The organism is Kitasatospora sp. NPDC001527 (genome assembly GCF_040298605.1).
Classification (GTDB): Bacteria; Actinomycetota; Actinomycetes; order Streptomycetales; family Streptomycetaceae; genus Kitasatospora.
The window spans coordinates 280,890-305,783 of the sequence record NZ_JBEPAM010000003.1 but is presented as its reverse complement, the minus strand read 5'-3'; the positions used below and the strand labels follow the sequence as shown (position 1 = coordinate 305,783).

Genomic DNA, 24,894 nt, shown 5'->3' with positions numbered 1-24,894 from the left:
CAGGGGCACACCGCGTGTTATCGGGACCAAAGTCCCAAAGCGGACGCCTGTTCGGCCAGGTGGATTAAGCCGAACGGGTGACGGCCGTTCAGCGCCCGGGCGTGGCGGGAGGCGGCGGGAGGAGGTAGCACCGTTTCTTCGCGGTGCGATTGGCGGCGGGTCAGGCGACGGAGCGTCGGACGGCCGGCGGGTTGGCCGGCGAGTACTCGGGCCCGGTCCAGGTCAGCGGGGTGGCATCGGCCAGTTCGACGACGCCGGTGACGGTGAGGTCGACCACCCGTTCGGCGCCCGGCAGGCCGGCGGCGGCCGGATCGGCCCAGTCGGTGCGGGCCTCGCCGGTGACCAGCAGGGCGCCGCCGGTCTCCCAGTCCGGGACGAGCAGGCCGGCCCGGGGGTCGAGCTCCAGGTTGCCGAGGGTCATGAACATGCTGTTGCCCGCGTAGTCGGGCCAGCGCAGCCGGTCCGGCGCGAGCACCCGCAGGAAGCCCGGGTTGCCGCCGCGGTGGGAGGCGTCCATCCGGCCGTCCGGCCCGGTGGTGGCGACGAAGAAGGTGTCGGCGGTGGCCACCAGCAGTTGCTGCGCGGTGGTCAGGGCGGAGCCGGCCGCCACCCGGCGCGGGGAGCCGGCCCCCGGGCGGTCCACCGGGTGGCGGCGCTGGATGTACTTCGGGCAGTTGGCGTAGACCTGGTCGGCGCCGATCACCAGGCCGCCCCGGCCGTCCGGTACGGAGCGGCCGTTGACCCGCATCCGGCGCCGGCCGGCCGGGTCCAGGGCGATGGTGCCCACCTCGGCGGGGCCGGCCAGGGCGGTCGCCAGCGGGTCGTCCCCGGCCGGGCGGGCGGCCACCGTGACGGTGCGTTCGTCGGCGGCCCGCAGGAAGCCGGCCGGGCCGCTGAGCTGGGTGGCCCAGAGCCGGCCGTCGGCGTCGGCCGCGCCGACCACCAGCACCCGCCGCTCGGTGAGGAAGCGGGCGGCGACGGCCGGGACGGTGCTGCCGATGGCACGGCCGGAGTGGTCGGCGCGCTCCGTGCGGCCGGCCCGCCGCTGTACGGCCCGTTCGCCGGGGTGGTAGGGCGTGGTGGCGGTCATCGCGGGTGCCTCCCTCGGGGTCTGCCGGGTCCGGTGCGTCCTGCCGGGGCCGTTGGGTCTAGAAGAAGCCGCAGGTCGGGGCGTCGGCGGTGGGGGCCTCGGCGCCGGTCCCGTCGACGCCCGCGGGGGTGTAGATCTCCAGCCGGACGCCGTCCGGGTCGGTGAAGAAGATCCCGCCGGAGGCGGCGCCCTCGCCGTGCGGGACGACGCCGTCGTAGGCGAAGGAGGCGCCCAGCTCGCGCAGCACCGCCTCGGCGGCGCGGACCTCGTCGAGCGAGTCGACCTGGAAGGAGAGGTGGTGCAGGCCGGGTGCGGCGGTGGGGAAGGTGCCCTCGCTCTGCTGCCAGAGGGTCAGCACCAGGCGGCCGTCGCGGCCGAGGAAGGCGAAGCGGCGCTCCGGGTCGGTGCCCTCCTTGACCGGGTCCAGGCCGAGGACACGCCGGTAGAACGCGGTCGAGCGGTCCAGGTCGGTGACGTTCAGTCCCACGTGGCCGGTCTGCAGGGTGCTGCTGATGGTGCCGGACATGCCTGATCACTCCCGTGGTCAGGGCGCCTCGGGGCGCCGTGCTTAACCGTTATGAATGACAGTAGTGGTTAGATCGAGAGGGCGTCAACCGGTACTCTTGGATTCAATGGTTAGATTTTTCGGGTATGGCTGTGCCATGACAAGGATGCGGACGGGACGTGCGGAGGAGCGGGCGCGCGGGCGCCGGGCCGCGGTGCGGCTACTCCCACTCCCAGCGGACGCCGATGTGGCCCGGCTGCTGGTCGGGGGCGAGGACGTGGGCGCTGGCCGAGGCGCCGATCCAGAGCTGCTCGCGGCGGCGGTCGACGTCCGCCCCCGGGTCGCGGTCGTACCGCTCGCAGTGCACCGGCACGGTCGCCGGGTCGAAGTGGACCTGGAGCACGTACTCGCGCACCGGCGTGGCGAAGCGGCGGCTGTACTCGGCCGTCTCGGCGCCGCCGGACGGGATCTCCACCTCGTACTCGAAGACGGTGCTGTCGCCGAGGCCCAGCGGGCGGTCCAGCATCACCTCACCGACGATCAGCCCGGCCTCCGGGCGGCGGCGCACCCGGCCCAGCCGGCCGTGCCGCACGCCGGTGATCTCCGGGCAGCCGGTCGCCTCCTCGTCGGCCTTGTGCACGACCAGGCAGCGGGTCACCCCGGCCACCGTGGCGCGGACCACCTGGCGCATCCGCAGCAGGTTGCCGCGCCGGTCGGCGTCCACGTAGTACGAGTCGTGGACCGAGAGCCGCTCCAGCTCGCCGGCCGGCGGCGCGTCCAGCTCGGCGAAGACGTCGGAGATGTCCCGCTCGCCCGGCCAGACGTCCTCCAGCCGCAGGTGGCTGGCGCTGGCGTTGGCCGCCCAGCGCCCGCGTGGACGGGGCGGGCCGAGCAGCGCGGACAGCGTGGAGTGCGGCAGGCCGAGCAGTTCCTCGAGCAGGTGCACGGCGCGCAGCGAGCTGGCCCGCTCGGGCTGGCTGCGTCCGCGCCGCCAGTAACTCAGCGTTGTGACACTGACCCTGACGCCCCGTTGGGCGAGCGCCGCGCGGATCCGGTCCAGGCTGAGGCCGCTGGCCTCGATCGCCACGTGCAGGGTGTCGGCGAAGCCGCCGGTGGGGCTCGGACGTCCGGGCGTCGGGGCGGGCGACAGCGGCGGCGTGGGCGGCCGGGGGGTGGGCGCGGGTGTGTCCTGGCGCGGCCCGACCAGTCTGAGTCGTGCGTCCTGGGGGTGCTGTGAGGCCATGTGGTTACCTTCCCCACCGAGCGGGTTCGGCAGACCCGGTGCGGCGCCGGAACGCGCCGTCAATGGCCTCGCCGAGCTGTGGGGAACCCTATGCACGGTCGAGAGGCTACGTCATCAGTCGTGCGTATGACAGTGGTCACGGGGAGTGGGCCGCCAAGTCAACGATCTTGAAACAGTACGGAAACACACCGTCCGCCTCCGGGGCGGGCGGCGGGATCCGGCCGGTCCGCTGTCCTGTTCCGGCCAGGAACCGTCCGGGCGGCGGCGGACGTAGACTCGGGGACCGTTCGAGAGCGAGGGAGTGGCGATGACGGAGCGGACGGCAGACCCGCGGGACCCGCGCCCGCTGCTCGGTGAGCCCCTCGCGCTGGACCTGCTGAACACCCGGTGGGCCGGTGTGCCGGTCAACGACCTGTTCGCCGCGCCGGACGGCTGCGAGATCTGGCTCTCCTCGGCCGGACTGGCCGACCGGTGCCCGGCGGACGCGGCCACCGCGGCCGCCCTCCTGGAGGCGCGGGAGGCACTGGCGGCGGCGGTCCGCGCGCTGGACGCGGGCCGGCTGCCGGAGGCCGGTGAGCTGGCCGGGCTGGACGCGGTGCTGCGGCACGGGCGGGTCCGGCGGGAGGCCTCGGCGGCCGGGCCGGTGGACCGGGTCGAGATGGACGAGCCGCACCGGCTGGCCGCCTGGCTGGCGGTGGACGACTTCCTGGGGCTGCTGGCCCAGGGGCCGCAGCGGATCAAGAAGTGCGCGCACGAGGCGTGCATCCTGCACTTCTTCGACACCTCGCAGAACGGCCGCCGCCGCTGGTGCCGGATGGCGGTCTGCGGCAACCGGGCGAAGGCGGCCCGGCACTACGAGAAGGTGAAGGGCTGACCCCGGGACGGTTCGTCCGCCCCGGAGCCGGCCCGGTGGGTCAGGCCTCGCCGAGCCACTCGGTGAGCGCGGCGCGCAGCTCGCCGGCGCCCGGGTCGACGGCGGCCCAGGCGGCGTAGCCGTCCGGGCGGATCAGCAGCACGGTGTCGCGCAGCTTGCCGTGCGGGTCGGCCGGGGCCGCGGTGACCAGCCGCTCCGCCCACGGGTCGGCGGCCGTCACCTCGTCATTGCTGACCAGCACGAACTTCCCGGCCCGCAGTGCCTCGTAGAGCCGCTGCGGCGCGGCCGGACCGCCCTCGCGGGGCGGCTCCAGACCGGTCAGCCGCAGGTCCGGGACACGCTTGCCGACCAGCGGGTGGGCGTCCTTGGCCGCCGGGTAGGCGATGCCGATGCCGGAGATGGTGCGGGCGCCGCGCTCCACGACCAGGTCGACGTGCTCGGCGATGGAGGCGAGCGCGCCGCGCAGCGCCCGGGTGGCCGCCGACTGGGCGAGGGCGAGCCGGATCAGCGCGCCGGAGGTGCGCAGCACCGCCCGGCCGACCGGGTGCCGCTCGGTCTGGTAGGTGTCGAGCAGCGCGTCGGTGGCCCGGCCGCGGACGGCGGCGGCGAGCTTCCAGGAGAGGTTGGCGGCGTCCTGGAGGCCGGTGTTCATGCCCAGGCCGCCGGCCGGGGGGTGGCAGTGGGCCGCGTCGCCGGCCAGGAAGACCCGTCCGGAGCGGTAGTCGGGGACCTGCCGCTCGTCGCTGTGGAAGGTGGAGCTCCAGCGGACGTCGTGCAGGCCGTAGTCCTCGCCGAGGGTCTCGCGGGCGATGCCGGCGAGCAGGTCGGGCGGGGGCGGGGTGCCGTCGGCGAACCGCTCGGCGCGGTCCCAGGCGATGATCCGGTACCAGCCGTCGCCGAACGGCACCAGGAAGGAGAAGCCGTGCTCGTTGGCGCCGACGGTGACCGCCTCGTCCGGCTCGCGCTCCAGCCGGACGTCCGCCAGCACCACCGAGTCGACCACCGACTCGCCCGGGAAGGGCAGGCCGAGCAGGTCGCGGACGGTGGAGTGGACGCCGTCGGCACCGACCGCGTAGCGGGCCCGGTGGGTGGTGGCGGCGCCGTCCTGGACGGTCTCGACGGTGACGCCGTCGGCGTCCTGGCGCAGGCCGGTGACCTCGGCGCCGCGCAGGATCGTCGCGCCGGCCTTCACCGCCCGGTCGAGGAGCAGCCGCTCGGTGCGGTACTGCGGGGTGATCAGTACGAAGGGGAAGCGGCTGGGGAGTTCGGTGAGGTCGACCCGGAGCTTGTTGAAGAGCTTCAGCGAGCCGAGCGGGCGGCCGGTGGCGATGAGCTCGTCGGCGAGGCCGCGGGCGTCCAGGAGCTCCAGGCTGCGGGCGTGCACGGCGAAGGCCCGGGTGAGGTCGGACTCGGCGGCGCGCTTCTCCAGCACGGTGACGTCCAGTCCGGCGGCGGCGAGGTCGCCGGCCAGCAGCAGGCCGGTCGGTCCGGCGCCGACCACGATGACGTCGGTGACGGTCTGCTTCTCGCTCATGTGTCAGCTCCCGGTGCTCGAACAGCGGCTGGACGCCGGGTGTGGCGTTTCCCCGCCCCCATCATCGCTGCCCGGGAGTGACCTTGTGAATCTCCGGTCCCCGGCGAGTGGCCGGGGACCGGAGGCGACCGGGTGACGGGGCGCCCGCCCCGAGCCGAAGGGCCCGCCGCCGTCGAAAGGAGGAGCGACGGAGCGACGACCGTCGGCAGCGGGTCGGGAGGGCCCGGAGGCGAGCGGGCGACTAACCGTGGCGGCGGATCTCCACGGTGCGGAACCGGTTGGCGACGAAGGCGCCGTCGCAGTACGCCGAGTTGGCGGCCGGGTTGGCACCGGTGCCGTGCAGGTCGGAGAAGGCGGCGGTCTGGTTGGCGTACACCCCGCCGGTGAGGTTGAGCGAGAGCGAGACGCCGGCGTCCAGCGCGGCCTCGACCAGGGCGGCCTCGACCTCGGGCGAGGTGGTGTAGCCGGAGGCGGTCATCGCGCCCCGGGTGCGGACGGTGTCGCGCAGCAACTCCACGGCGGCGGCGGTGTTCTCGACCGCGACGGCGAAGGAGACCGGGCCGAAGCACTCGCTGCGGTAGACCGCGCGGTCGTCCGGCTTGTCGGCGTCCAGCTTGACCAGCGCGGGGGTGCGGACGGTCGCGCCGGGGAACTCCGGGTGCTCCACCGCCCGCGGGGCGAGGGCGAGTTCGCCGTACTCGCCGCCGGCCGCGGCGGCCGAGCGCTGCAGCACGCCCGGGTTGACCACGGCGCCGAGGACGGCGGTGGCGCGGGCGTCGTCGGAGAGCAGGCCCTCGACGGCGGCCGCGAGGTCGCGGACCACCTCGTCGTAGGACTTGGCGCCCTGGTCGGTGTCGATGCCGCCGCGCGGGATCAGCAGGTTCTGCGGGGTGGTGCACATCTGGCCGCTGTACAGCGAGAGCGAGAAGGCCAGGTTGTTCAGCATGCCCTTGTAGTCGCCGGTGGAGTCGACGACCACGGTGTTGACGCCGGCCTTCTCGGTGTAGACCTCGGCCTGCTTGGCGTGCTCCTCCAGCCAGTCGCCGAAGGCGGTGGAGCCGGTGTAGTCGATCAGCCTGATCTCCGGGCGCACGGCCAGGGTGGCGGCCACCGTGCCGCCCTCGTGCTCGGCGGCCAGGCAGACCAGGTTCGGGTCGAAGCCGGCCCCGGCGAGCACCTCGCGGGCGATCCGGACGGTGAGCGCCAGCGGGAGGACGGCGCGCGGGTGCGGCTTGACCAGCACCGGGTTGCCGGTGGCCAGCGAGGCGAACAGGCCGGGGAAGCCGTTCCAGGTGGGGAAGGTGTTGCAGCCGATCAGCAGCGCCAGGCCGCGCGGGACGACGGTGAACTCCTTGGTCATCACCAGCGGGTCGCGCTTGCCCTGGGGCTTGGTCCAGCCGGCGCTCTCGGGCAGCCGGGTCTGCTCGGCGTACGCGTAGGCGACGGCCTCCAGGCCGCGGTCCTGGGCGTGCGGGCCGCCGGCCTGGAAGGCCATCGCGTAGGCCTGGCCGGTGGTGTGCATGACGGCGTTGGCGAACTCGTGCGAGCGGGCGTTGATCCGGCCCAGGATCTCCAGGCAGACGGCGGCGCGGGCGAGCGGCCCGGCGGCGGCCCAGGCCGGGCGGGCGGCGGTCAGCGCGGCGATCAGGGCGTCCGGGCCGGTGTGCGGGTAGCCGACGCCCAGCTCCAGGCCGTACGGGGAGGCCTCGCCGCCGACCAGGTCGCCGTCGGCGGGGTGGCCGGGCAGCTCGAACGGCCGGTTCAGCAGCGACTCGAAGGCGGCCTTGCCGTCCGCGGCGGCGCTCTCGCCGTAGGCCTTGGGGAACTCGGGGTAGGGCGACCAGTAGTCGCGCTTGGCGGCCGCGTCGACGGCGGCCTCCAGGGTGGCCCGGTGGCGCTCGACGAGCTCGGTGACGTGGGGGTGGGTGACCGCTGCGGACATGGTGTGCGCTCCTCAGAGGGGAGGACGGGACACGTCACAGAGTAACCGAACGATCGGTCGGCTCAAGGGGGCGGACGGATCCGGCGAGCGGGCGAGCGGCAGAGGGGCACGTCCGGTTCCGGACGTGCCCCTCTGCCGGGTCGTGGTGGGGGTCTACGGGATGCCCAGCTCGAAGATCACGTACCCGCCGTACCAGCCGGAGGCGACCGCGCCCGTGCCGAGGACGCCGGCCAGCACCGGCCAGCTCAGCTTCCGCAGCGCCACCGCGAGCGCGATCAGCAGCGGGAAGGCCGGCAGCAGGTAGCGCGAGGTGTTGCCGAAGATGCCCAGGCTGCCGAGCACCGAGACGATGGTCGCCAGCGTGTAGGCGGTCAGCACCAGCGGCGGCCGCAGCCGGATCAGCAGGATGATCAGCACCGGCAGGCTGAGCACCAGCAGCGTCGCCAGCATGTCCGCGGTGTGGTAAGCGAACGGGTAGTCGTTGCGGCCCAGCAGCACCGCGCGGACCGCGGCCCAGGTGCCCTGGCCCCAGTCGAAGTAGTGCAGCCAGGCGTCCCGCTGGAGCGTGAAGTAGCCGCCCCAGTCGCCCATCCGCCGGCCCACCCAGCCGACGTAGCCGAGCAGGCCGAGCGGGGCCAGCAGCATCGCGGTCAGCGGGCGCAGCACCCCGCTCTCCCGCCGGTAGAGCTCCACCAGCGCGGCCAGGCCGACCGCGCCGATCAGCGCCGCCGAGGTGGGCCGGTTGAGGCCCGCCACCAGGGTGATCACCCCGGCCGCCACCCACTGCTTGGTCATCACGCAGTAGCAGGCCCAGGCGGCCAGCGCGACGAACAGCGAGTCGGAGTAGAGCGCCCACTCGGCGCCCGAGCCGGGGGCGATCGCCCAGAGCCCGGCGGCGATCACGCCGGCGCGCGGACCGGCCATCCGGTCCACCACGGCGTAGATGCCGGCCGCGGCGAACAGCGAGGCGATCACCGAGACCAGCATTCCGGCGCCGTACAGGCCGAACGGGCTGATCTCCGAGACCAGCCGCATCAGACCCGGGTAGAGCGGGAAGAAGGCGGCCGAGTTCTGCTCGATGGTGAAGCCGGGGGTGCCCCCGGGGACCGGCACCAGGGCCGGGTGGTAGCCGAACTGGGCGACCTGCTGGTACCACCAGCCGTCCCAGCTGGCGAGCACGTCCCAGGGGTTGGCGCCGCCGCCGAACCGGGGGTGCTTCTTGAGGTAGTCCCCGGAGAAGGAGAGCAGCTTCATGAAGACGGTGAAGCCGACCAGCTTCAGCACGGCGTAGCACCACACGGCCGGGCCGAAGCGCAGCACCAGCTCACGGGCGCGCGCGCGCCAGTCCACGGCGGCCTCGGCGGCCGAGTCGCGCCTGCGCTGCTCGGGCAGATCGGACTCGACTGCCGGTATTGCGCTCATGCGACTTCCCCACCTGCTCGGCCATGGACGGATCGTCCGCCGAGTCTAGGCTCTGGCGCCGGGATTTGGTGTGGACCAGGGCACCCGGGCGCGGCCGTAGCGGGGCGGGCGGGGATACTCGGAGGATGGCCGATCACACCACGCGTACCGCCTACACCGTGGAGTCCCTGCTCGCGGTGACCGTCGACGTCTTCAACGAGCGCGGCTACGACGGCACCTCGATGGAGGACCTGTCGCGCGCGGCCGGGATCTCCAAGTCGTCGATCTACCACCACGTGCGCGGCAAGGAGGAACTGCTCCGGCTCGCGGTCGGGCGGGCGCTGGACGGGCTGTTCGCGATCCTGGCCGAGCCGGGCGCGGTCGACGGGACGGCGGTGGAGCGGCTGGAGCACGTCGTGCGCAGGACCGCCGAGGTGCTGCTGGCGGAGCTGCCCTACGTCACCCTGCTGCTGCGGGTCCGCGGGAACACGGCCACCGAGCAGTGGGCGCTGGAGCGCCGGCGGGAGTTCGACCACCAGGTGGCCGAGCTGCTGCGGGCCGCGGTGGCGGACGGCGCGCTGCGGGCGGACGTCGAGCCGCGGCTGGCCACCCGGCTGCTCTTCGGCATGATCAACTCGATCGTGGAGTGGTACCGCCCGGGCCTCAAGGCCGCCGACGGCGTCGCGGACGCGGTGGTCCACCTGGCCTTCGACGGGCTGCGGGCCCGCAGGGCCTAATCCGGGGGGACCTGGTCCGTTTCCTCGAAGACCAGCATGGTGCGGGTGCCCAGGACCTGGGGGATGGACTGGATGCGGTTGAGCACCAGCTCGCGCAGGGCGTGGTTGTCGGCGGTGTGCACCAGCAGCAGGACGTCGAAGTCGCCGCCGACCAGGGCGATGTGCGCGACCCCGGGCAGCGCCAGCAGTTGCTCGCGCACGGTGCGCCAGGAGTTCTGCACGATCTTCAGGGTGATGTAGGCGGACGCGCCCTGACCTGCCCGTTCGTGGTCCACCCGGGCGGTGAAGCCGCGGATGACGCCGTCCTCGACCATCCTGGAGATCCGGGCGTACGCGTTCGCCCGGGACACGTGCACCCGCTCGGCCACCGAGCGGATCGAGGCGCGACCGTCCTGCTGCAGCAGCCGCAGGATCGCCCGGTCGACCCGGTCGAGTCTGGACATCTGTTCAGCCGACATGACCCCCCACCCCCACGGATTGGACGCACTGCCACCAGTCGACCGCCACCCGGGCCGATTGTCCACCACCTTCGCACGCTTCTGGTCAAGATGAACAGACGACCGAACAATCGGTAGGGAGCCCCCGCCACCCCTGGAGGTGCCCCGAGATGACCGTTCTCGACCACAGACACCACACCGCGGTGCCCGGTTGGCTGCCCGGGGCCACCGCCCCCCGCACCGACCCGGCCCCGCTGCTCCCGGACCCCGCCCCGGTCCGCGTCCTCGGTACCCCCGCCCTGGAGAAGTACGACCCCGCCCTGCTCCGCGAGCTGTACCGCCGCCTGGTCGTCGGCCGCCGGTACAACCAGCAGGCCACCACCCTCACCAAGCAGGGCCGGCTCGCCGTCTACCCGGCCTCGACCGGGCAGGAGGCCTGCCAGGTCGCCGCCGCGCTGGTGCTCGGCGAGCGCGACTGGCTGTTCCCGAGCTACCGGGACACCCTGGCCGTGGTCTCGCGCGGCGTGGACCCGCTGGAGGCGCTCACCCTGCTGCGCGGCAACGCCCACACCGGCTACGACCCGCGCGCCAGCCGGACCGCCCCGCTCTGCACCCCGCTGGCCACCCAGGCCCCGCACGCCGTCGGGCTGGCGCACGCCGCCCGGCTGGGCGGCGACCCGGTGGTCGCGCTGGCGATGCTCGGCGACGGCGGCACCAGCGAGGGCGACTTCCACGAGGCGCTGAACTTCGCCGCCGTGCTGCGGGCCCCGGTGGTCTTCCTGGTCCAGAACAACGGGTACGCCATCTCCGTCCCGCTCAGCGCGCAGTCCGCCGCCCCGACGCTGGCCCACAAGGCCGTCGGCTACGGGATGGCCGGCCGGCTGGTGGACGGCAACGACGCGCCCGCCGTGCACGGCGTCCTGGCCGAGGCCGTCGAGCGGGCCCGGACCGGCGGCGGCCCGACCCTGGTCGAGGCGCTGACCTACCGGGCCGAGGCGCACACCAACGCCGACGACGCCACCCGCTACCGGACCGAGGCCGAGGTGGCGGCCTGGCGCGAGCACGACCCGATCCTGCTGATGGAGCGCGCGCTGCGCGAGCTCGGGGTGCTGGACGACGCGCTGGCGCGGGAGGCGGCCGAGGAGGCCGAGGCGCTCGCGGCCCGGATGCGCGCCGAGTTCCACGCCGACCCGGAGCTCGACCCGATGTCCCTGTTCGCCCACGTGTACGCCGAGCCGACCCCGCAACTGCGCGAGCAGGCGGCGCGGCTGGCCGAGGAGCTGGCCGCCGAGGCCGAGGTGCAGCACTGATGACGACGGCCGCTTCCCCCACCGCCGCCTCCCCCGCCGGCGTCCGCACCGCGAGCATGGCGCAGGCGCTCAACTCGGCGCTGCGCGACGCCATGCGCGAGGACCCGGCGGTGCACGTGCTCGGCGAGGACGTCGGCGCGCTCGGCGGCGTCTTCCGGATCACCGACGGCCTGACCGCCGAGTTCGGCCCGGACCGCTGCCTGGACACCCCGCTGGCCGAGGCGGGCATCCTCGGCACCGCCGTCGGCATGGCCATGTACGGGCTGCGGCCGGTGGTGGAGATGCAGTTCGACGCCTTCGCCTACCCGGCGCTGGAACAGCTGTTCTCGCACGTCGCCAAGATGCGCAACCGCACGGCCGGCCGGCTGCCGCTGCCGATCACCGTGCGGATCCCGTACGGCGGCGGCATCGGCGGCGTCGAGCACCACAGTGACGCCTCCGAGGCGTACTACGCCTCGACCCCGGGGCTGCACGTGGTCACCCCCGCGACGGTGGCCGACGCGTACGGGCTGCTGCGGGCCTCGATCGCCTCGGACGACCCGGTGGTCTTCCTGGAGCCCAAGCGGATGTACTGGGGCAAGGCGGAGTTCGACCCGGCCGCTCCGGTCGAGCCGGTCGGTCGGGCCGTGCTGCGGCGGACCGGCAGCTCCGCGGTGCTGATCACCTACGGCCCCTCGCTGCCGGTCTGCCTGGAGGCGGCCGAGGTGGCGAAGGCCGAGGGCTGGGACCTCGCGGTGCTGGACCTGCGCACCCTGGTGCCGTTCGACGACGAGACGGTCTGCCGGGTGGTGCGTTCGCTGGGCCGGGCCGTGGTGGTGCACGAGGCCGGCGGTTTCGGCGGCACCGGCGCGGAGATCGCCGCCCGGGTCACCGAGCGCTGCTTCCACCACCTGGCCGCGCCCGTGCTGCGGGTCACCGGCTTCGACATCCCGTACCCGCCGCCGATGCTGGAGCACCACCACCTGCCCGGGGTGGACCGGATCCTGGACGCGGTCGCCCGGCTCCAGTGGGAGGACTGAGGATGATGCCCGTCGTGCGCGAGTTCACCCTGCCCGACCTCGGTGAGGGACTCACCGAGGCGGAGGTGGTGCGCTGGCTGGTGGAGGTCGGCGAGGTGATCGCGGTCGACCAGCCGGTGGTGGAGGTGGAGACCGCCAAGGCGGTGGTCGAGGTGCCCTGCCCGTACGGCGGGGTGGTGACCGCGCTGTTCGGCGAGGTGGGCCAGGAGGTCGCGGTCGGCGCGCCGCTGGTGACGGTCGCGGTGTCGCCGGGCGAGGGCGAGAAGCCGCTCGCGGCGGCGGTCGTGACGGTGGCGGCGGAGCGGGCGGCGGAGGTGGAGCGGCCGCTGGTCGGGTACGGGGTCGCCGAACCGGGGCGCAGCGGGCGGCGGCGCCGGGTCGGGGCCGGGGCGGCTTCCGCTGCTCCCGTTGCTCCCGTCGCCCCGGTGGCCGTCCAGGCTCCCGTGAAGGCGCCGGCCGTGCCGGCGGTGATCTCGCCGCTGGTGCGGCGGCTGGCCCGGGAGCAGGGTGTCGAGCTGGCGTCGGTCACCGGCAGCGGGCCGGACGGTCTGATCATGCGCGCGGACGTCGAACGGGCGGTCGCGGCGAAGGTCTCCGGGCCGTCCTCCGCGCCGCCGGCCCCGGTGCGGGCCGCGGAGGGGGAGGTCGTGCCGCTGCGCGGGCTGCGCAAGGCGGTGGCCGAGAAGCTCGGCCGCAGCCACCGGGAGATCCCCGCGGCGACCTGCTGGGTGGATGCCGACGCCACCGAACTGATGGCGCTGCGGCGGCAGTTGAACGCCGCTCCGGGCCCGAAGGTGAGCGTTCTGGCGCTGCTCGCGCGGATCTGCACCGTCGCGCTGGAGCGCTTCCCCGAGCTCAACTCCAGTGTCACCGAGGACGGTTCGGGCATCCTGCGGCACCCGGCGGTGCACCTGGGCTTCGCGGCGCAGGGTGAGCGCGGCCTGGTCGTCCCGGTGGTGCGGGAAGCCCAGCGGCTCACCACCGAGCAACTCGGCGCCGAACTCGGCCGGTTGACCGAGGCGGCGCGGACCGGGTCGATCGCCCCGGCCGAACTGACCGGCGGGACGTTCACCCTGAACAACTACGGGGTGTTCGGGGTGGACGGCTCCACCCCGATCCTCAACCACCCCGAGGCGGCGATGCTCGGGGTCGGCCGGATCGTCGCCAAACCCTGGGTCCACCAGGGGGAGTTGGCGGTGCGCGAGGTCACCCAGCTGTCGTTCACCTTCGACCACCGGGTCTGCGACGGCGGTACCGCGGGCGGGTTCCTGCGGTTCGTGGCGGACTGCGTCGAGCAGCCGGGCCTGCTGCTGCGGCAGCTCTGACCGGCCGCGCCGGGCACGGGATCGCCCTGGGTGGCGGGATCGCCACCCAGGGCGACGCGGATCGGGTGAGAGTAGCGCGTCCCGGGGGCGGGTGTCCGGGCTTCGCGCGATTCGTCGGATGAGCACTCCGGTCGTGTCACGCTTCCTGGGCGTCAACCGAGACAAGCCAGGTGGTGGCGAAGGCCGGCCGGAGGCGAAACGATTCTCTTGGGTACTCGAAACGTTGCGGTGAAGTCCCGCAGAACACTCCTGGTCCGTACCGGGCACGGCTCGGCGGCGGCCTCGGCCGTCCCCGGTCTGCCGCCGGCGCCGTCGGACCCGCCGGACCTGCCGCCGGCCGCCGCGCCGGCCGGGCCGCCGGTGGTCCCTCCGATGCCGGTCGATCCGCCGGCGGTCCCCGCGCCGAGCCGGCCGGACGCCGCCGCGCCGGCCCCCGTGATCGAACCGCTGTTCACCAGCGCCCCCGGTCTCAACTGGGCGGTCCCGGAGGGCTCCGCGGCTCCCGCCCCGGTGATCGCCGCGCCGCCGCCCGCCCCGGAGCACCGGGCGGTGGACGAACTGCCGCCCACCGCCCGGGACCTGGAGCTGATCCGGACCAGCCTGGCGGTGGTCGAGCCGGTCGCCGACCGGGCCACCGCGCACTTCTACGCGCTGCTCTTCCTCGGGCACCCCGAGGTCCGGGCCCTCTTCCCGGCCGCCATGGACGTCCAGCGCGACCGCCTCTTCCGTGCCCTGCTGGCGGCCGCCCGCGGCGCCGGCGACCCGCAGGCCCTGCGGGCGTACCTGGACGCGCTCGGCTGCGCCCACCGCCGGTACGGCACGCTGACCGGCCACTACGGCCCGGTCGGCGAGTGCCTGGTGGCCGCGCTGGCCCGGTACGCGGGCAGCCGGTGGACCGCCGAGACCGAGCTGGCCTGGCGCCGGGTCTACCGGCTGGTCTCCTCGATCATGGCCGAGGCCGCCGAGCGGGACGCCCGCACCTCGCCGCCCTGGTGGCAGGGCGAGGTGGTCGCGCACGAGCGCCGCACCCCGGACGTCGCGGTGCTCACCGTCCGCCCCGACCAGGCGTACCCGTACCGGGCCGGGCAGTACACCAGCCTGGAGACGCCCTGGTGGCCGCGGGTCTGGCGGCACTTCTCGTTCGCCTCCGCGCCCCGGCCGGACGGTCTGCTGACCTTCCACGTCAAGGCGGTGCAGGCGGGCTGGGTGAGCAACGCGCTGGTGCACCGGGCCGCGCCGGGGGACGTGCTGCGGCTCGGCCCGGCGGCCGGCGGGATGACCCTGGACCCCGCCGACGGCGCGGACCTGCTGCTGGTGGGCGGCGGCACCGGCATCGCGCCGCTGCGGGCGCTGGTCGAGGAGGCGGTGGAGCACGGCGCGGCGGACCGCTCGGTGCAGGTGTTCTACGGGGCCCGGCGCGCCGAGGAGCTCTACGCGCTGGACGGGCTGCGGGAGTTGGCGCGCCGGCACGCCGGGCTGTCGGTCCGCCCGGTGCTCTCCGGTCCCGGGTCCGGGACGGCGGAGGCGGCCGCGGCCGGCCTGCGGCCGGGCCAACTCCCGGAGGCGGTGGCCCGGTTCGGTCCGTGGGCCGGACGGACGGCCTACCTCGCCGGGCCGCCCGCGATGGTCCGGCGCACCAGCGGGGTGCTGCTGCGCTCCGGGGTGCCGGAGGCGCGGATCCGGCACGACCTGGCCGCGCGGTGAGCGGAGCCCGTTCCGTGCGCGGGCCCGCGGGCGGCGTCAGCCGAGGTCGGGTGCGAGCAGCGCGCGGATGCCCTCGATGTTGGCGGCCAGGTACGCCCGCAGGCTCGGCGGCACCACGTTGACCGAGGTGACGCCCTCGCGGGTGAACGGCACCCGGACCACCTCGTAGCCGCCGTTGGGCTCGTCGACCTCGGGGCCGTGCCGGCGGTCGAGGTCCATCGAGGCGAGCCGGCAGACGAAGAAGTGCTGGACCTTGACCCCGTGCGGGTGGAGCAGGGTGCCGTCGGGGTGGTGGGTGTGGCTGATGGTGTCCACGAAGGCGGGGACCACGTCGACCACCTTGCCGCCGAGCTCCTCGTCCACCTCGCGGTGCAGGGCCTCCACCACGGTGCGGTCGCCGCGCTCGACGCCGCCGCCGGGGGTGATCCAGTACGGGTGCGGGGAGCCGGGCCGGGTGCGCTTGATCAGCACGAGCGAGGCCGGTCCGTACGGGTCGTTCGGGTCGACGTCCAGCAGGATCGCCCGGGCGGTGCGTTTGACGACGGGGCGGGGCGGGGTGCGCATGGCGACCTCCGGGGCTGGAGCGTTGTGCGGGAGTCTCCCGCGGCCCGGCGCGCCCGAAACGCGGCCCACCCCGGGTGCGTCCGTCCGTGGCAGGTTCACATCGGGGATAGGTCTTGGATAGCGAAGATGAACGTTGAACAGGTCTTTAAATGCCAGGCAGATGATCAACTTCGCATTTGATTCAAAGGATTTTGTCGAGTGAACCGTGTGAGAGTCATTGCAGCCTTGCCGCGCCTGTGCTGCAATGGGCGACTATCGGGCAAATCGGAGTGATTCACTCCGCATGCCCTTCCGTGTGATGCCTCGGGCTGGGGGGTGGCTGTGGCCATGGATCGGATCGCAGAGCGCACCGCGCCGCCGACGCGATCGGCGCGCACCCCGCGCAAGGAGCGGCAGCCCACTCTGATCGCCTCCGTCCAGCGGGCGCTGCGCCTGCTGGAGGCCGTCGGAGCCTTCCCGCACGGGGCCACCGCGAAACAGCTCGCCCGCGCGGCCGGCCTCCCGCTCGGCACCGCGTACCACCTGCTGCGCACCCTGACCCACGAGGGCTACCTGCGGCGGACGGACGGGTACTTCTTCTACGGGGAGTCGGTCGAGGGCATCGGCCGGGCCGACGGCCGGCAGGCCGAACGGGACGGCCTGCGGGCGCGGATGGAACGGTTGAGCGACGAACTCGGCGCGGCCGTCTACTTCGCCCTCTACGAGGACGGCGAGGTCACCGTGGTGGACACCGTCGACGGCAGTCACCAGCCGGCCGTCGAGCCGTGGGCCGACTTCCGGGCCACCGCCCACGCCCACGCGATCGGCCAGTGCCTGCTGAGCCAGCTTCCCGAGGAGGCCCGGCGCGACCACCTCGCGCGCCATCCTCCGGTGGGCCTCACCCCGTCCACCCTGGTCGAGGAGTCGGCCGTCCTGCGCCGGATCGCCGGGATGCGGCCCACCATGCCGGTGGTCGAGCGCCAGGAGTACGCGCTCGGCACCGTCTGCGCGGCCGTGCCGATCACCGTCGGCTCGACGGTCGCCACCATGGCCCTCTCGCTGCCGGTCGAGCAGGTCGACCGGCTCGCCTCGGTCGCGGGCCAACTGCGACGCAGCGTCGGCGCGATGACTCCGTCGTTCGTGTTCTGACGGTCCCGCAGCACCCGGCCGGTCCGCACCCGGACCGGTCGGTCCCGCTCTTTCACCATTTGAAAAAGCACATCTTGTCCACTACGTCCTCAAACAGGGACGATGAGGATGGACGCACCACACGCAACTCCCTCCCCTGTCAGCCCACTGCCTTGTCCGGAGCACCCGCGAACCCTCACCCACGCGCGGCCGGGCAGAACGAGAGGTGTCGGCGCCATGCAGCACAGCACAGTCCAGGGCCACCTGACCATGAACCTGGTGGTCTCGTCCGAGCTCACCTTCCGCATCGTCGTCGACCTCGACTACGACCCCGCCGATCCCTACGCGGTCCGCTTCACCTTCCACCTGCCCGGCGACGAGCCGGTCACCTGGGTCTTCGCCCGCGAGCTGCTGCTCGACGGGCTGGCCCGGCCGTCCGGTGAGGGCGACGTGCACATCCACCCGGTCGGCGGGGAGCTGGGCGAGGTCTGCCTGGTGCTGCGCTCCCCCGAGGGCGACGCCGTGCTGCTCGGCTGCGCCCCGCCGCTGATCGCCTTCCTGGCGCGCACCGACCGGCTGGTGCCGATCGGCGAGGAGGCGGCCGCCGGCGACCTGGACGCCCAGCTCGCGCTCATCCTGCACGGCCACGAGAACGCCGGGTGAGCCGCCGGCGGACGCAGGAGGCGCACCGAAAGGGGCCCGTACCCGGGTGGTTCACCGGGTACGGGCCCCTTCCGCACGGGCCTGCACGGGACGCGCTCAGTCCTCGTCGAGGGCGAGGCTCAGGCCCCAGGACACCAGGCTGACGATCAGCGCGCCGAACAGCGCCGACCAGAAGCCGTCGACGTGGAAGTCCAGGTCGAGCTTGTCCGAGGCCCAGGAGGTCAGCCAGAGCATCAGCGCGTTCACCACGAAGGTGAACAGGCCGAGGGTGAGGAAGACCAGGGGGAGCGACAACAGCTGCACCACCGGCTTGATCAGCCAGTTGACCACGCCGAACACCAGCGCCACGGCGACCACCGTGAGCGTCTTGTGCTGCCAGTCGTCGCCGGTGAGCGTGATCCCGGAGACGATCCAGGCGGCGACCCAGATGGCCGCCGCGTTGACCAGTGTCTTGATGAGGAAACCCTTCATGAGGCCAGCGTCCCAGGTCGGTCAAGGGGAACGGGTGTCCCGGCCGGTGTGGTGGTGTTGAATGCCGGTGGGCCGAGGCCGCACGAGGAGGGGTGCCCCCGATGAAGCTGTTCCGCCTGGACCACCTGGACGCCGAACGGTCCGCCAACGACGGCGCGTACCTGCGCTTCCTGCGCGAGCCGCGGATGTCCGCCGGCCTGTACGCGCTCGCCCCCGGCGACACCGACACCCAGACCGCGCACGCCCAGGACGAGATCTACCAGGTGATCAGCGGCCGGGCCGAGCTGACCGTCGGGGACGAGACCGCCACGGTCGGCCGGGGCACCGTCGTCTACGTCCCGGCCGGGACGCCGCACCGCTTCCACCACGTCACCGAGGAACTGCGGGTGCTGGTGGTCTTCTCGCCGCCGGAGGACTGAGCCGGGGCCGGGACGGGCCCGCCGGGCCGCCGAGGGCGGCCGGTTAGGGTCGGGGCATGAGCAGCCTGAGCCTGACCGAAGAACTCTGGGCGGCGATCGAGCCGGTCTACGCCGAGATCCTCGCCCACCCCTTCATCGCCGGCCTGACCGACGGCACCCTGCCGCGGGAGGCGTTCCGCCACTTCGTCGTCCAGGACTCGCACTACCTGCGGGACTACGCCCGGGCGCTGGCCGTCTGCGCGGCCAAGGCGCCCGGCGAGGAGGAGGTGCGGGCCTTCGCCGACGACGCGATCGGCGCGCTGGCCGCCGAGCAGGGGATGCACGCCGAGTTCCTGGACGCCTTCGGCGACACCGCCGAGGGCGCCGCCGCCGAGCCGGTGCTGCCGACCACCCGCGCGTACACCAGCTACCTGCTGGCCACCGTCTACGGCGGCTCCTTCGCGGAGGCCCTCGGCGCGGTGCTGCCCTGCTACTGGATCTACGCCCGGGTCGGCGAGCGGCTGCTCGCCGAGGGCTCGCCCGACCCGCTGTACGCGAAGTGGATCTCCACCTACGGCGACGAGGCCTTCCAGTCGGTGGTGCGGCGGGTGCTGGCGCTGACCGACCGGCTCGGGGAGGAGATCTCCCCGGCCGAACGGCGCCGGGTCACCGAGCACTTCGTCACCACCTCGCGCTACGAGTGGATGTTCTGGGACGCCGCCTGGCGCGGGGAGGCCTGGCCGGTCTGAGCCCGTCGCGGGGCCCTGTCCGGGGGCCGGGTCGGGGGTGTTCCCCGAGGTCGGGCCGGGGGTTCACCCCGGGTCCGGGCTCGGGGGGATCTCCGGGTTCTCTCGGGGCCGTCGGGCCTCGTTCCGCCTCTCGCGTCACCGTACGATCGAAGTACCGAAAGCGAACGGGATGCGGCACCGGACGGCAGCCGACCCCCTGGGGAGAGAAGGAACGGACATGGCTGAGCTCTGGAAGTCGCTGCCCTCGTGGGTGCGGAACATCGTCGTGCCGGTGCTGGTGCTGGTGCTCGCCTGGAACCTGCTGATGTTCGTCTTCGGCGTGGTCGGCGCACTGCTGGCCTTCGCCGTCAAGGCGCTGGTGGTGGTCGGCATCGCCGCCGCGGTGGTGGTCCTGGTGAAGAAGGCCGCCAAGAACTAGCGGACCGGCAACCGGAGCCCGCGCCCCCTGGGAGGGGCGCGGGCTCCGCGCTTGCTCAGCCGGTGGACTCGCGCAGGAAGGCGTCGAGGTCCCGGTGCGGACGCCAGCCCTGGGAACGGGCGCGGGCGAGGTCCAGCACCACGCTGCGGGAGAGCTGGTCCACCGCGTACGGGGTCAGGCCGGGGAGCCGTCCGGTGCGGGCGGCCAGCCGGGCCAGCGGCGCCGGGACGTGGTGGATCCGGGCGCGCACCCCGTGCGCGGCCAGCACCGCGCGGACCACCGCGTCGCGCCGGTAGGGGCGGGCGTCGGCGATGTTGTAGGCGACCGGCGTCCACGGCCGGTCGCCGGTGCGGCCCGCGCCGACGGCGGACAGGCAGGCGTCGGCGAGGTTCTGCACGGCGGTGAGGCTGAGCCGGACGTCGCCGCCGGGCAGCAGCAGTCGGCCGTGCCGGACCCGCTCCAGCAACCGGGGCACCAGGTGAGGGTCGCCGGGGCCGTAGACGGCGCGCGGGCGCAGCACCACGGCGCCCGCCGCCAGCGCGAGCCGTTCCCCGGCGGCCTTGGTCCGGCCGTAGGCGTTGAGGTGGCCGGTCTCGGTGGGGTGGTGCTCGCGGACGGCCTCGCGACCGGAGCGGGGGTCGTAGACGCTGGCGCTGGAGACCCAGGCGAGCGGCCGGTCCCCGGCGGCGCGCAGCAGGCGTTCGGTGCCGGTGACGTTGACGGCGTGCTGGGCGGCCTCGGCCGCGGACCCCGGGGGCAGGTCGGCGACGGCGGCGGCGCAGTGCACCACCGCGTCGACGCCGGTGAGGTCGGGTTCACCGGCGGTGGCGTCCCAGCGCACGTGGCGGCCGGCCGGGCCGGGGCGGCGGCCGTAGCAGAGCACGTCGTGGCCGGCGGCGACGGCGGCCCGGACGACGTGCGAGCCGCAGAAGCCGCTCGCGCCGGTGACGGCGATCCGCATGGGGGGTCTCCTCGGGTGGTTCGGGTGGTTCGCGCTTTGGGTGGTCCGGGCGGGCCGGGGGTTCAGCCGGGGGTGCGGGTGGCGCGCAGGGTGAGCGCGGCCCAGCCGGGCAGGGCGGCCCGCCGGTCGGCGCGGGCTCCCGTGACCACCGGGGCGTACGGCGCGAGCGCGAGCAGCAGCTCGGCGAGCAGGGCACGGGCCGCCCCGGCGCCGGGGCAGGCGTGCGGGCCGGCGCCGAAGACCGCCTGGGCGGCGGCGGGCCCGGGGGACGGCGCCGGGCGGTGCGCCCCGGCGGCGTGCCGGGCGACCAGGATCAGCCGGTCGCCCTTGCGGACGCTCCGGCCGGCCAGTTCGGCGTCGGCGGCGGCCACCCGGGGGAGCAGCGGCGAGGGCGCGGTGAGCCGGAGCAGTTCGGCGGCCAGCGCGGGCGCGCCGGCGGCGTCGACCGAGGGCCAGAGTCCGGCGTCCGCGCACCAGGCGGCGGCCCGGGGGAGGGCGGCGACGGTGGTGTTGACGGTGGCCACCGCGAGCATCGCGTCCCGGGGGTCGGGCAGCAGCGCGGCCAGGTCGGCGGCGCGCGCGGCGGCCGTCCGGGCGGCGCCGCGCGGGCGCGGGCCGGGCAGGTGGTCGCGGGCGGCGGCCGCGGCGGCCTCGCCGGCGGCGTCGGCCAGGGCGTGCGGGCAGCCGCCGGCGCCGGTCAGCGCGGCGGCCGTCACCCCGCCCAACTCGCGTGACAACGCCACGAGTTCGAGTCCTCCGGTGGTCAGTGCCGGGAGCCGGTCGGCGAGCACGGCCCGCCAGCGCGGGCGGAGCCGGTCCACCGCCGCCGCGTCGAGGCCGAGCGCCAGCTCCCGCCGGGCGCCGCGGTGTTCGGTGCCCTCCTGGTCGAACAGCACACCGCCGGCGGTGAGTTCGGCGGCGGCGCCGCCGGTGGTGCCGGGCGCGGTGCGGTCCAGCGGGATCCGGGTGAGCGCCTCGCGGTAGGCCTCGGCGCCGTGCACCAGCACGGTGCGGCCGAGCCGGACGACCGGACGGCGCCGGGTGGCGGCGAGCAGGGCGAACAGCAGCGGGTGGCTGCGCGAATACACCCGGCGGTCCCGGCGGCGGGCGCCCGGGTGCCGCGCCGGCTCCCGGGCCGTCGCGGTGGTCATCGCGCCAGCTCCCGTGCGCAGCGGGCGGAGGCGGCCGCCCGGTCGGGCTTGCGGGAGCGGCCGGCCAGCGGCACCTCGCCGAACAGCAGGGCGTCCGGGCGGGCCGAGCCCATCCGCTCCAGCGGGCCGGCCAGCGCGGCGCGCAGCCGCTCGGGGTCGGTGCCGGGCGTGGGCTGGACGAGGGCGACCAGCCGCTCGTCGCCGTCCCCGGCCGGGACGCCGACCAGCACCGCGAGTTCGACGCCCGGCAGGTGCAGGGCGGGCTCGTACAGGCCCGGGTAGATGTTCTCGGCGCGGCGCAGCACCATGTCCTTGAGGCGGCCGGCCAGCACGATCCGGCCGTCGGCGTCGGGCGTGGCGCGGTCGCCGGTGCGCACCCAGGGGTCGGGCTCCTCGCCGAGGTAGCGGTGCCGGGCGCCGGGGCCGGTGAGCAGCAGTTCGCCGTCCTCGCCGAGGCCCGTCCGCACGCCCGGCAGCGGGGCGCCGACCAGGTCGCCGGGGCCGGTGAAGGCGCTCTTCTCGGCCTCCTCGACGGCGGCCGCCGGGAACAGCTCGGTGAGCGCGTAGACGCCCCAGGCCTGCTCGGCGCCGGCCTGCTTGACCCGGCGCAGCAGGGCGGCGTCGGCGGGCGCCGAACCGGTCCAGACCCGGCCGGTGAACCGGGCCCCGGCGGCGAGCGCGGCGCGCAGCCGAGGCGGGGTGAGGTAGCTGTGGGCCGGGGCCAGCCGGTCGAGCTGGCGGGCCAGCGCGGCGGGTTCCCGGGCCGGCAGGACGACGGCGGCGCCGGCGGCGAGCGCGGGGACCAGCACGAAGAAGGTGCCGCCCAGCACCACCGTGCCGGGGCGCGGGTCGACCAGGTCGGTGACGGTGCGCAGCGCGGCGGCCAGACCGCCGCGGGAGTGCACCACGGCGCGCGGGCGGGCGGTGGTGCCGGAGGTGAAGACGATGACGGCGTCGGCGTCGCGGTCGGGCGCGTCGCGTCCGGGGACGCTCGGCACCGAGGCGCCGAAGGGGTTGGTCCGCAGCCGGGGCGCGCAGCCGGGCAGCCGGCGCCCCAGCGTGGCGACCGGGCCGAGGGCGGCCAGCGGGGGCAGCGCGAGGTCGGCGCGGCGGGCGAGCGGTCCGGCCCAGCCGGCCACCGCCTGGGCGGCGGCGTCGGCGAGCACCAGCTCGGGCCGGGCCAGGGCGAGCCGGGCGGCCAGCACGTCGGGGCCGGCGGTCGGGTCGAGGACGGCGGTGCGCAGGCCGAGCCGGTGCGCGGCGAGCAGGACGGCGAGGGCGCGCGGGCCGGGGCGGACGGCGACGCCGAGGGTGTCGCCGTCGCGCAGGCCGCGGGCGTGCAGGGCGACGGCGTAGTTGTCGGCGAGGGCGGCGAGTTCGCCGCGGCGGATCCGTACCCGGGTGGTGCCGAGCCGGGTGCGGCCCAGTACGGCGGGGCGGTCGGGGTGGACGGTGCGCAAGTCGTGGGCGAGCCGGTCGAGCACGGGGTGTCCTCGGGGTGCGACGGATCTGGGCGGCAGGGGTCAGCGGACGTCGACGGCGCGGGAGCCGGCGCCGCGCTCCAGGTACCAGCGCGCGGTGCCGACCACCCCGTAGGCGCGGATCCGCCGGGTGGAGTTCTGCACCACCATGTCGCGGCGGTGGACGATCGCGGCGGTGTGCCGGCGGACCCGGTTGATGAACAGCCGGTCGGTCGGCGAGGGGCGGCGCGGCATGCCGCCGACCGCCCGGTACAGCTCGGCGGTGATCGCCATGTTGTTGCCCGCGTGCATCCGGTACGGGGTGAGGTAGCCGTGCCGGCGCCGGTGTGCGGGCCGGATCCGGCCGAAGAGGGCGCCGAGCGCGACCAGCGCCAGGAAGACGGCGCGCCCGGCCGGCCCGTGCTCGTCCCGGCGGGCGGTGACCCGGCCGCAGACCAGGCCGCCGCAGCCGTGCAGCGCGGCCCGGGCGGCGGCGGTCCAGCCGGGTTCGGGCAGGCAGTCGGCGTCGGTGCGGGCGAGCAGGGTGGCGCCCCGGGCGATGGCGTGCCGGAAGGCGGTGTCGACGGCGGATCCGACGCCCTTCTCCGGCTCTACCAGCACCTCGACCGGGAACGGCGCCCGGGCGGCGAAGGCGCGGACGGCGGCCACGGTGCCGTCGGTGGAGCCGTTGTCGGCGACCAGCAGGGTGAAAGCGCGGTCGCGCTGCGCGGCGAGGGCCTCCAGGGTGCCGGTGATCCGGGCCTCCTCCTGGTAGGCGGGGACGATCACCCACAGCTCGGTCACGACGCCTCCCAGACCATCGTCATCAGGCTGACGCCACCGCCGAGGCCGACCATCAGCACCTTGTCGCCGGGAGCCAACTCGCCGTGTATTCGGTCGAGCTGGACGCCGATGGTGGCGCTGGCGACATTGCCGAGCTCGGGCACGGTGACCACCAGCTTCTCCTCCGGGACCCCGGTGGCCTCGACGAACCGCTCCAGGTAGGGGACGGTCACCTGGTGCACCAGCACCCGGGCGTAGTCGTCCCAGGCGAAGCCGGTGCGGGCGGCCACCCGGGTCAGGATGTCCGGGCCGATCTTCTCGAACACCCCGCGCAACTCCGTTCCCCCGCCCCGGAAGTAGCTGTACTCGTCGCCGCGCGGGTGGCGCGAGCCGCCGCCCGGGATGCCGCCGGCCTCCCAGTGCTCGGAGGCGGTCTCGGTCTCCACGTCGAGGATGCCGCCGCGCTCCACGGCCTCGACGACCACGGCGGCGCCCGCGTCGCCGAAGGTGTAGCCGGCGAAGCCCTCGCGGAACTGCCCGGCGCCGCCCGGGGCGCGGCGCATCGCCCGGCTGGGTGTCTCGCCGGTGACCACCAGGGCCCGCCGGGCCCGGCCGGCCAGGATCATCGCGCGGGCCAGGTCGATCCCGTTGAGGAAGCTGTTGCAGGCGTTGCTGACGTCGAACGCGTGGGCGCGGGAGCCGAGTTCGGCCTGGACGAGGTGGGCGGTGGCGGGCTCGGCGACGTCCCGGGTGGCGGAGGCGAAGAGCAGCAGGTCGAGGTCGAGCGGGTGCAGCCCGCGGGCGTCCAGGGCGCGCCGGGCGGCGCCGACGGCCAGCGTGGAGGCGTACTCGCCGTCGGCGGCGAAGTGCCGGGTGACGATGCCGGTGGCCGTTTCGAGGGTCCGTTCCGGCAGGCGCAGTCGGCCGCCCGCGGTGATCTCGTCCTGGAGCTCCCGGGAGGTGAGCCGGCGGGCGGGGAGCTGGGCGCCGACGGCGGTGATGCCGATCCGCGCGGTGGCTGCTGGGTGCATGCGCTCATCGTCCGGTG

Annotated in this window: 25 protein-coding genes; 11 read left to right on the top strand and 14 right to left on the bottom strand. The window is 75.1% G+C overall.

Features of this window, described 5'->3' with window-relative positions; translation table 11 throughout:
• Positions 1-160: 160 nt before the first annotated feature.
• The 3 genes from ABT238_RS05060 to ABT238_RS05050 all read right to left on the bottom strand — a co-directional run bounded on the left by ABT238_RS05060 (position 161) and on the right by ABT238_RS05050 (position 2,838).
• Positions 161-1,090 carry a pyridoxamine 5'-phosphate oxidase family protein gene (locus ABT238_RS05060; RefSeq protein WP_350560524.1) on the bottom strand — a complete coding sequence of 310 codons (930 nt, stop codon included), beginning with the start codon at positions 1,088-1,090 and terminating at the stop codon, positions 161-163.
• 58 nt (positions 1,091-1,148) lie between these two features.
• Positions 1,149-1,616, bottom strand: coding sequence for a VOC family protein (locus tag ABT238_RS05055; protein WP_350560522.1), 468 nt, complete (start codon positions 1,614-1,616; stop codon positions 1,149-1,151).
• Positions 1,617-1,815: 199 nt separating this feature from the next.
• Positions 1,816-2,838, bottom strand: a complete 1,023-nt coding sequence (locus tag ABT238_RS05050; protein ID WP_350755565.1) for a hypothetical protein — start codon at positions 2,836-2,838, stop codon at positions 1,816-1,818.
• 307 nt (positions 2,839-3,145) lie between these two features.
• Here ABT238_RS05050 and ABT238_RS05045 point away from each other — a divergent pair, with 307 nt between their 5' ends.
• Positions 3,146-3,712, top strand: a complete 567-nt coding sequence (locus ABT238_RS05045) for a CGNR zinc finger domain-containing protein (RefSeq protein ID WP_350560518.1) — start codon at positions 3,146-3,148, stop codon at positions 3,710-3,712.
• Positions 3,713-3,752: 40 nt separating this feature from the next.
• Here the strand turns inward: ABT238_RS05045 and ABT238_RS05040 are convergent, their stop codons facing one another.
• The 3 genes from ABT238_RS05040 to ABT238_RS05030 all read right to left on the bottom strand — a co-directional run bounded on the left by ABT238_RS05040 (position 3,753) and on the right by ABT238_RS05030 (position 8,610).
• Positions 3,753-5,246: an FAD-dependent monooxygenase gene (locus ABT238_RS05040; RefSeq protein ID WP_350755564.1), complete on the bottom strand. Its 1,494-nt coding sequence runs from the start codon at positions 5,244-5,246 to the stop codon at positions 3,753-3,755.
• Positions 5,247-5,487: 241 nt separating this feature from the next.
• On the bottom strand, positions 5,488-7,188 hold the full coding sequence (paaN, locus tag ABT238_RS05035; protein WP_350560514.1) for a phenylacetic acid degradation protein PaaN: 1,701 nt from the start codon (positions 7,186-7,188) through the stop codon (positions 5,488-5,490).
• A 153-nt stretch (positions 7,189-7,341) separates the two neighbouring features.
• Complete coding sequence (locus ABT238_RS05030; RefSeq protein ID WP_350560512.1) at positions 7,342-8,610, bottom strand: putative hexosyltransferase; 1,269 nt, start codon at positions 8,608-8,610, stop codon at positions 7,342-7,344.
• 125 nt (positions 8,611-8,735) lie between these two features.
• Here ABT238_RS05030 and ABT238_RS05025 point away from each other — a divergent pair, with 125 nt between their 5' ends.
• Complete coding sequence (locus ABT238_RS05025; RefSeq protein ID WP_350560510.1) at positions 8,736-9,326, top strand: TetR/AcrR family transcriptional regulator; 591 nt, start codon at positions 8,736-8,738, stop codon at positions 9,324-9,326.
• Here the strand turns inward: ABT238_RS05025 and ABT238_RS05020 are convergent.
• Positions 9,323-9,769 (bottom strand): Lrp/AsnC family transcriptional regulator, encoded by a 447-nt coding sequence (locus ABT238_RS05020; RefSeq protein ID WP_078879731.1) that lies wholly within the window; start codon positions 9,767-9,769, stop codon positions 9,323-9,325. The genes ABT238_RS05025 and ABT238_RS05020 overlap by 4 nt on opposite strands.
• A 164-nt stretch (positions 9,770-9,933) precedes the next feature.
• Here ABT238_RS05020 and pdhA point away from each other — a divergent pair, with 164 nt between their 5' ends.
• From pdhA to ABT238_RS05000, 4 genes are all read left to right on the top strand, one after another.
• On the top strand, positions 9,934-11,073 hold the full coding sequence (pdhA, locus tag ABT238_RS05015; protein ID WP_350560507.1) for a pyruvate dehydrogenase (acetyl-transferring) E1 component subunit alpha: 1,140 nt from the start codon (positions 9,934-9,936) through the stop codon (positions 11,071-11,073).
• Positions 11,073-12,092 (top strand): alpha-ketoacid dehydrogenase subunit beta, encoded by a 1,020-nt coding sequence (locus tag ABT238_RS05010; RefSeq protein ID WP_350560505.1) that lies wholly within the window; start codon positions 11,073-11,075, stop codon positions 12,090-12,092. Before pdhA ends, ABT238_RS05010 begins: the two co-directional genes overlap by 1 nt.
• A 5-nt stretch (positions 12,093-12,097) precedes the next feature.
• Positions 12,098-13,417 carry a dihydrolipoamide acetyltransferase family protein gene (locus tag ABT238_RS05005; RefSeq protein WP_350755581.1) on the top strand — a complete coding sequence of 440 codons (1,320 nt, stop codon included), beginning with the start codon at positions 12,098-12,100 and terminating at the stop codon, positions 13,415-13,417.
• Positions 13,418-13,645: 228 nt separating this feature from the next.
• The gene (locus ABT238_RS05000; RefSeq protein WP_350755563.1) at positions 13,646-15,121 is read left to right on the top strand and encodes a globin domain-containing protein; all 1,476 of its coding nucleotides are present in this window, start codon (positions 13,646-13,648) and stop codon (positions 15,119-15,121) included.
• A gap of 36 nt (positions 15,122-15,157) precedes the next feature.
• Here the strand turns inward: ABT238_RS05000 and ABT238_RS04995 are convergent, their stop codons facing one another.
• Positions 15,158-15,685, bottom strand: a complete 528-nt coding sequence (locus ABT238_RS04995; RefSeq protein WP_350560501.1) for an NUDIX domain-containing protein — start codon at positions 15,683-15,685, stop codon at positions 15,158-15,160.
• A 327-nt stretch (positions 15,686-16,012) separates the two neighbouring features.
• On the opposite strand from ABT238_RS04995, the gene ABT238_RS04990 reads away from it, so the two are divergent.
• Together ABT238_RS04990 and ABT238_RS04985 are read left to right on the top strand one after the other, a co-directional pair.
• Positions 16,013-16,813: an IclR family transcriptional regulator gene (locus tag ABT238_RS04990; protein WP_350560499.1), complete on the top strand. Its 801-nt coding sequence runs from the start codon at positions 16,013-16,015 to the stop codon at positions 16,811-16,813.
• A 216-nt stretch (positions 16,814-17,029) separates the two neighbouring features.
• Entirely contained in the window at positions 17,030-17,455 is a 426-nt protein-coding gene (locus ABT238_RS04985) for an SsgA family sporulation/cell division regulator (protein ID WP_350560498.1), read from the top strand.
• Between the two features lie 96 nt (positions 17,456-17,551).
• Here ABT238_RS04985 and ABT238_RS04980 read toward each other — a convergent pair whose 3' ends face one another.
• Complete coding sequence (locus ABT238_RS04980; RefSeq protein WP_350560497.1) at positions 17,552-17,926, bottom strand: phage holin family protein; 375 nt, start codon at positions 17,924-17,926, stop codon at positions 17,552-17,554.
• Between the two features lie 101 nt (positions 17,927-18,027).
• On the opposite strand from ABT238_RS04980, the gene ABT238_RS04975 reads away from it, so the two are divergent.
• The 3 genes from ABT238_RS04975 to ABT238_RS04965 all read left to right on the top strand — a co-directional run bounded on the left by ABT238_RS04975 (position 18,028) and on the right by ABT238_RS04965 (position 19,491).
• The gene (locus ABT238_RS04975) at positions 18,028-18,345 is read left to right on the top strand and encodes a cupin domain-containing protein (RefSeq protein ID WP_350755562.1); all 318 of its coding nucleotides are present in this window, start codon (positions 18,028-18,030) and stop codon (positions 18,343-18,345) included.
• Between the two features lie 56 nt (positions 18,346-18,401).
• Complete coding sequence (tenA, locus tag ABT238_RS04970; protein ID WP_350560495.1) at positions 18,402-19,073, top strand: thiaminase II; 672 nt, start codon at positions 18,402-18,404, stop codon at positions 19,071-19,073.
• 217 nt (positions 19,074-19,290) lie between these two features.
• Positions 19,291-19,491: a DUF5326 family protein gene (locus ABT238_RS04965; protein ID WP_350560494.1), complete on the top strand. Its 201-nt coding sequence runs from the start codon at positions 19,291-19,293 to the stop codon at positions 19,489-19,491.
• A 55-nt stretch (positions 19,492-19,546) separates the two neighbouring features.
• Here the strand turns inward: ABT238_RS04965 and ABT238_RS04960 are convergent, their stop codons facing one another.
• The 5 genes from ABT238_RS04960 to ABT238_RS04940 form a co-directional block, all read right to left on the bottom strand.
• Complete coding sequence (locus ABT238_RS04960) at positions 19,547-20,452, bottom strand: NAD-dependent epimerase/dehydratase family protein (RefSeq protein ID WP_350560493.1); 906 nt, start codon at positions 20,450-20,452, stop codon at positions 19,547-19,549.
• A 62-nt stretch (positions 20,453-20,514) separates the two neighbouring features.
• On the bottom strand, positions 20,515-21,603 hold the full coding sequence (locus ABT238_RS04955; protein WP_350560492.1) for a cytochrome P450 family protein: 1,089 nt from the start codon (positions 21,601-21,603) through the stop codon (positions 20,515-20,517).
• A complete protein-coding gene (locus tag ABT238_RS04950; RefSeq protein ID WP_350755561.1) occupies positions 21,600-23,087 on the bottom strand; it encodes a class I adenylate-forming enzyme family protein in 1,488 nt (495 codons plus the stop codon). The genes ABT238_RS04955 and ABT238_RS04950 overlap by 4 nt, the downstream gene beginning before the upstream one ends.
• 39 nt (positions 23,088-23,126) lie before the next feature.
• Positions 23,127-23,867 (bottom strand): glycosyltransferase, encoded by a 741-nt coding sequence (locus ABT238_RS04945; RefSeq protein ID WP_350560490.1) that lies wholly within the window; start codon positions 23,865-23,867, stop codon positions 23,127-23,129.
• On the bottom strand, positions 23,864-24,877 hold the full coding sequence (locus ABT238_RS04940; RefSeq protein ID WP_350560489.1) for a 3-oxoacyl-ACP synthase III family protein: 1,014 nt from the start codon (positions 24,875-24,877) through the stop codon (positions 23,864-23,866). The genes ABT238_RS04945 and ABT238_RS04940 overlap by 4 nt, the downstream gene beginning before the upstream one ends.
• Positions 24,878-24,894 lie beyond the last annotated feature (17 nt).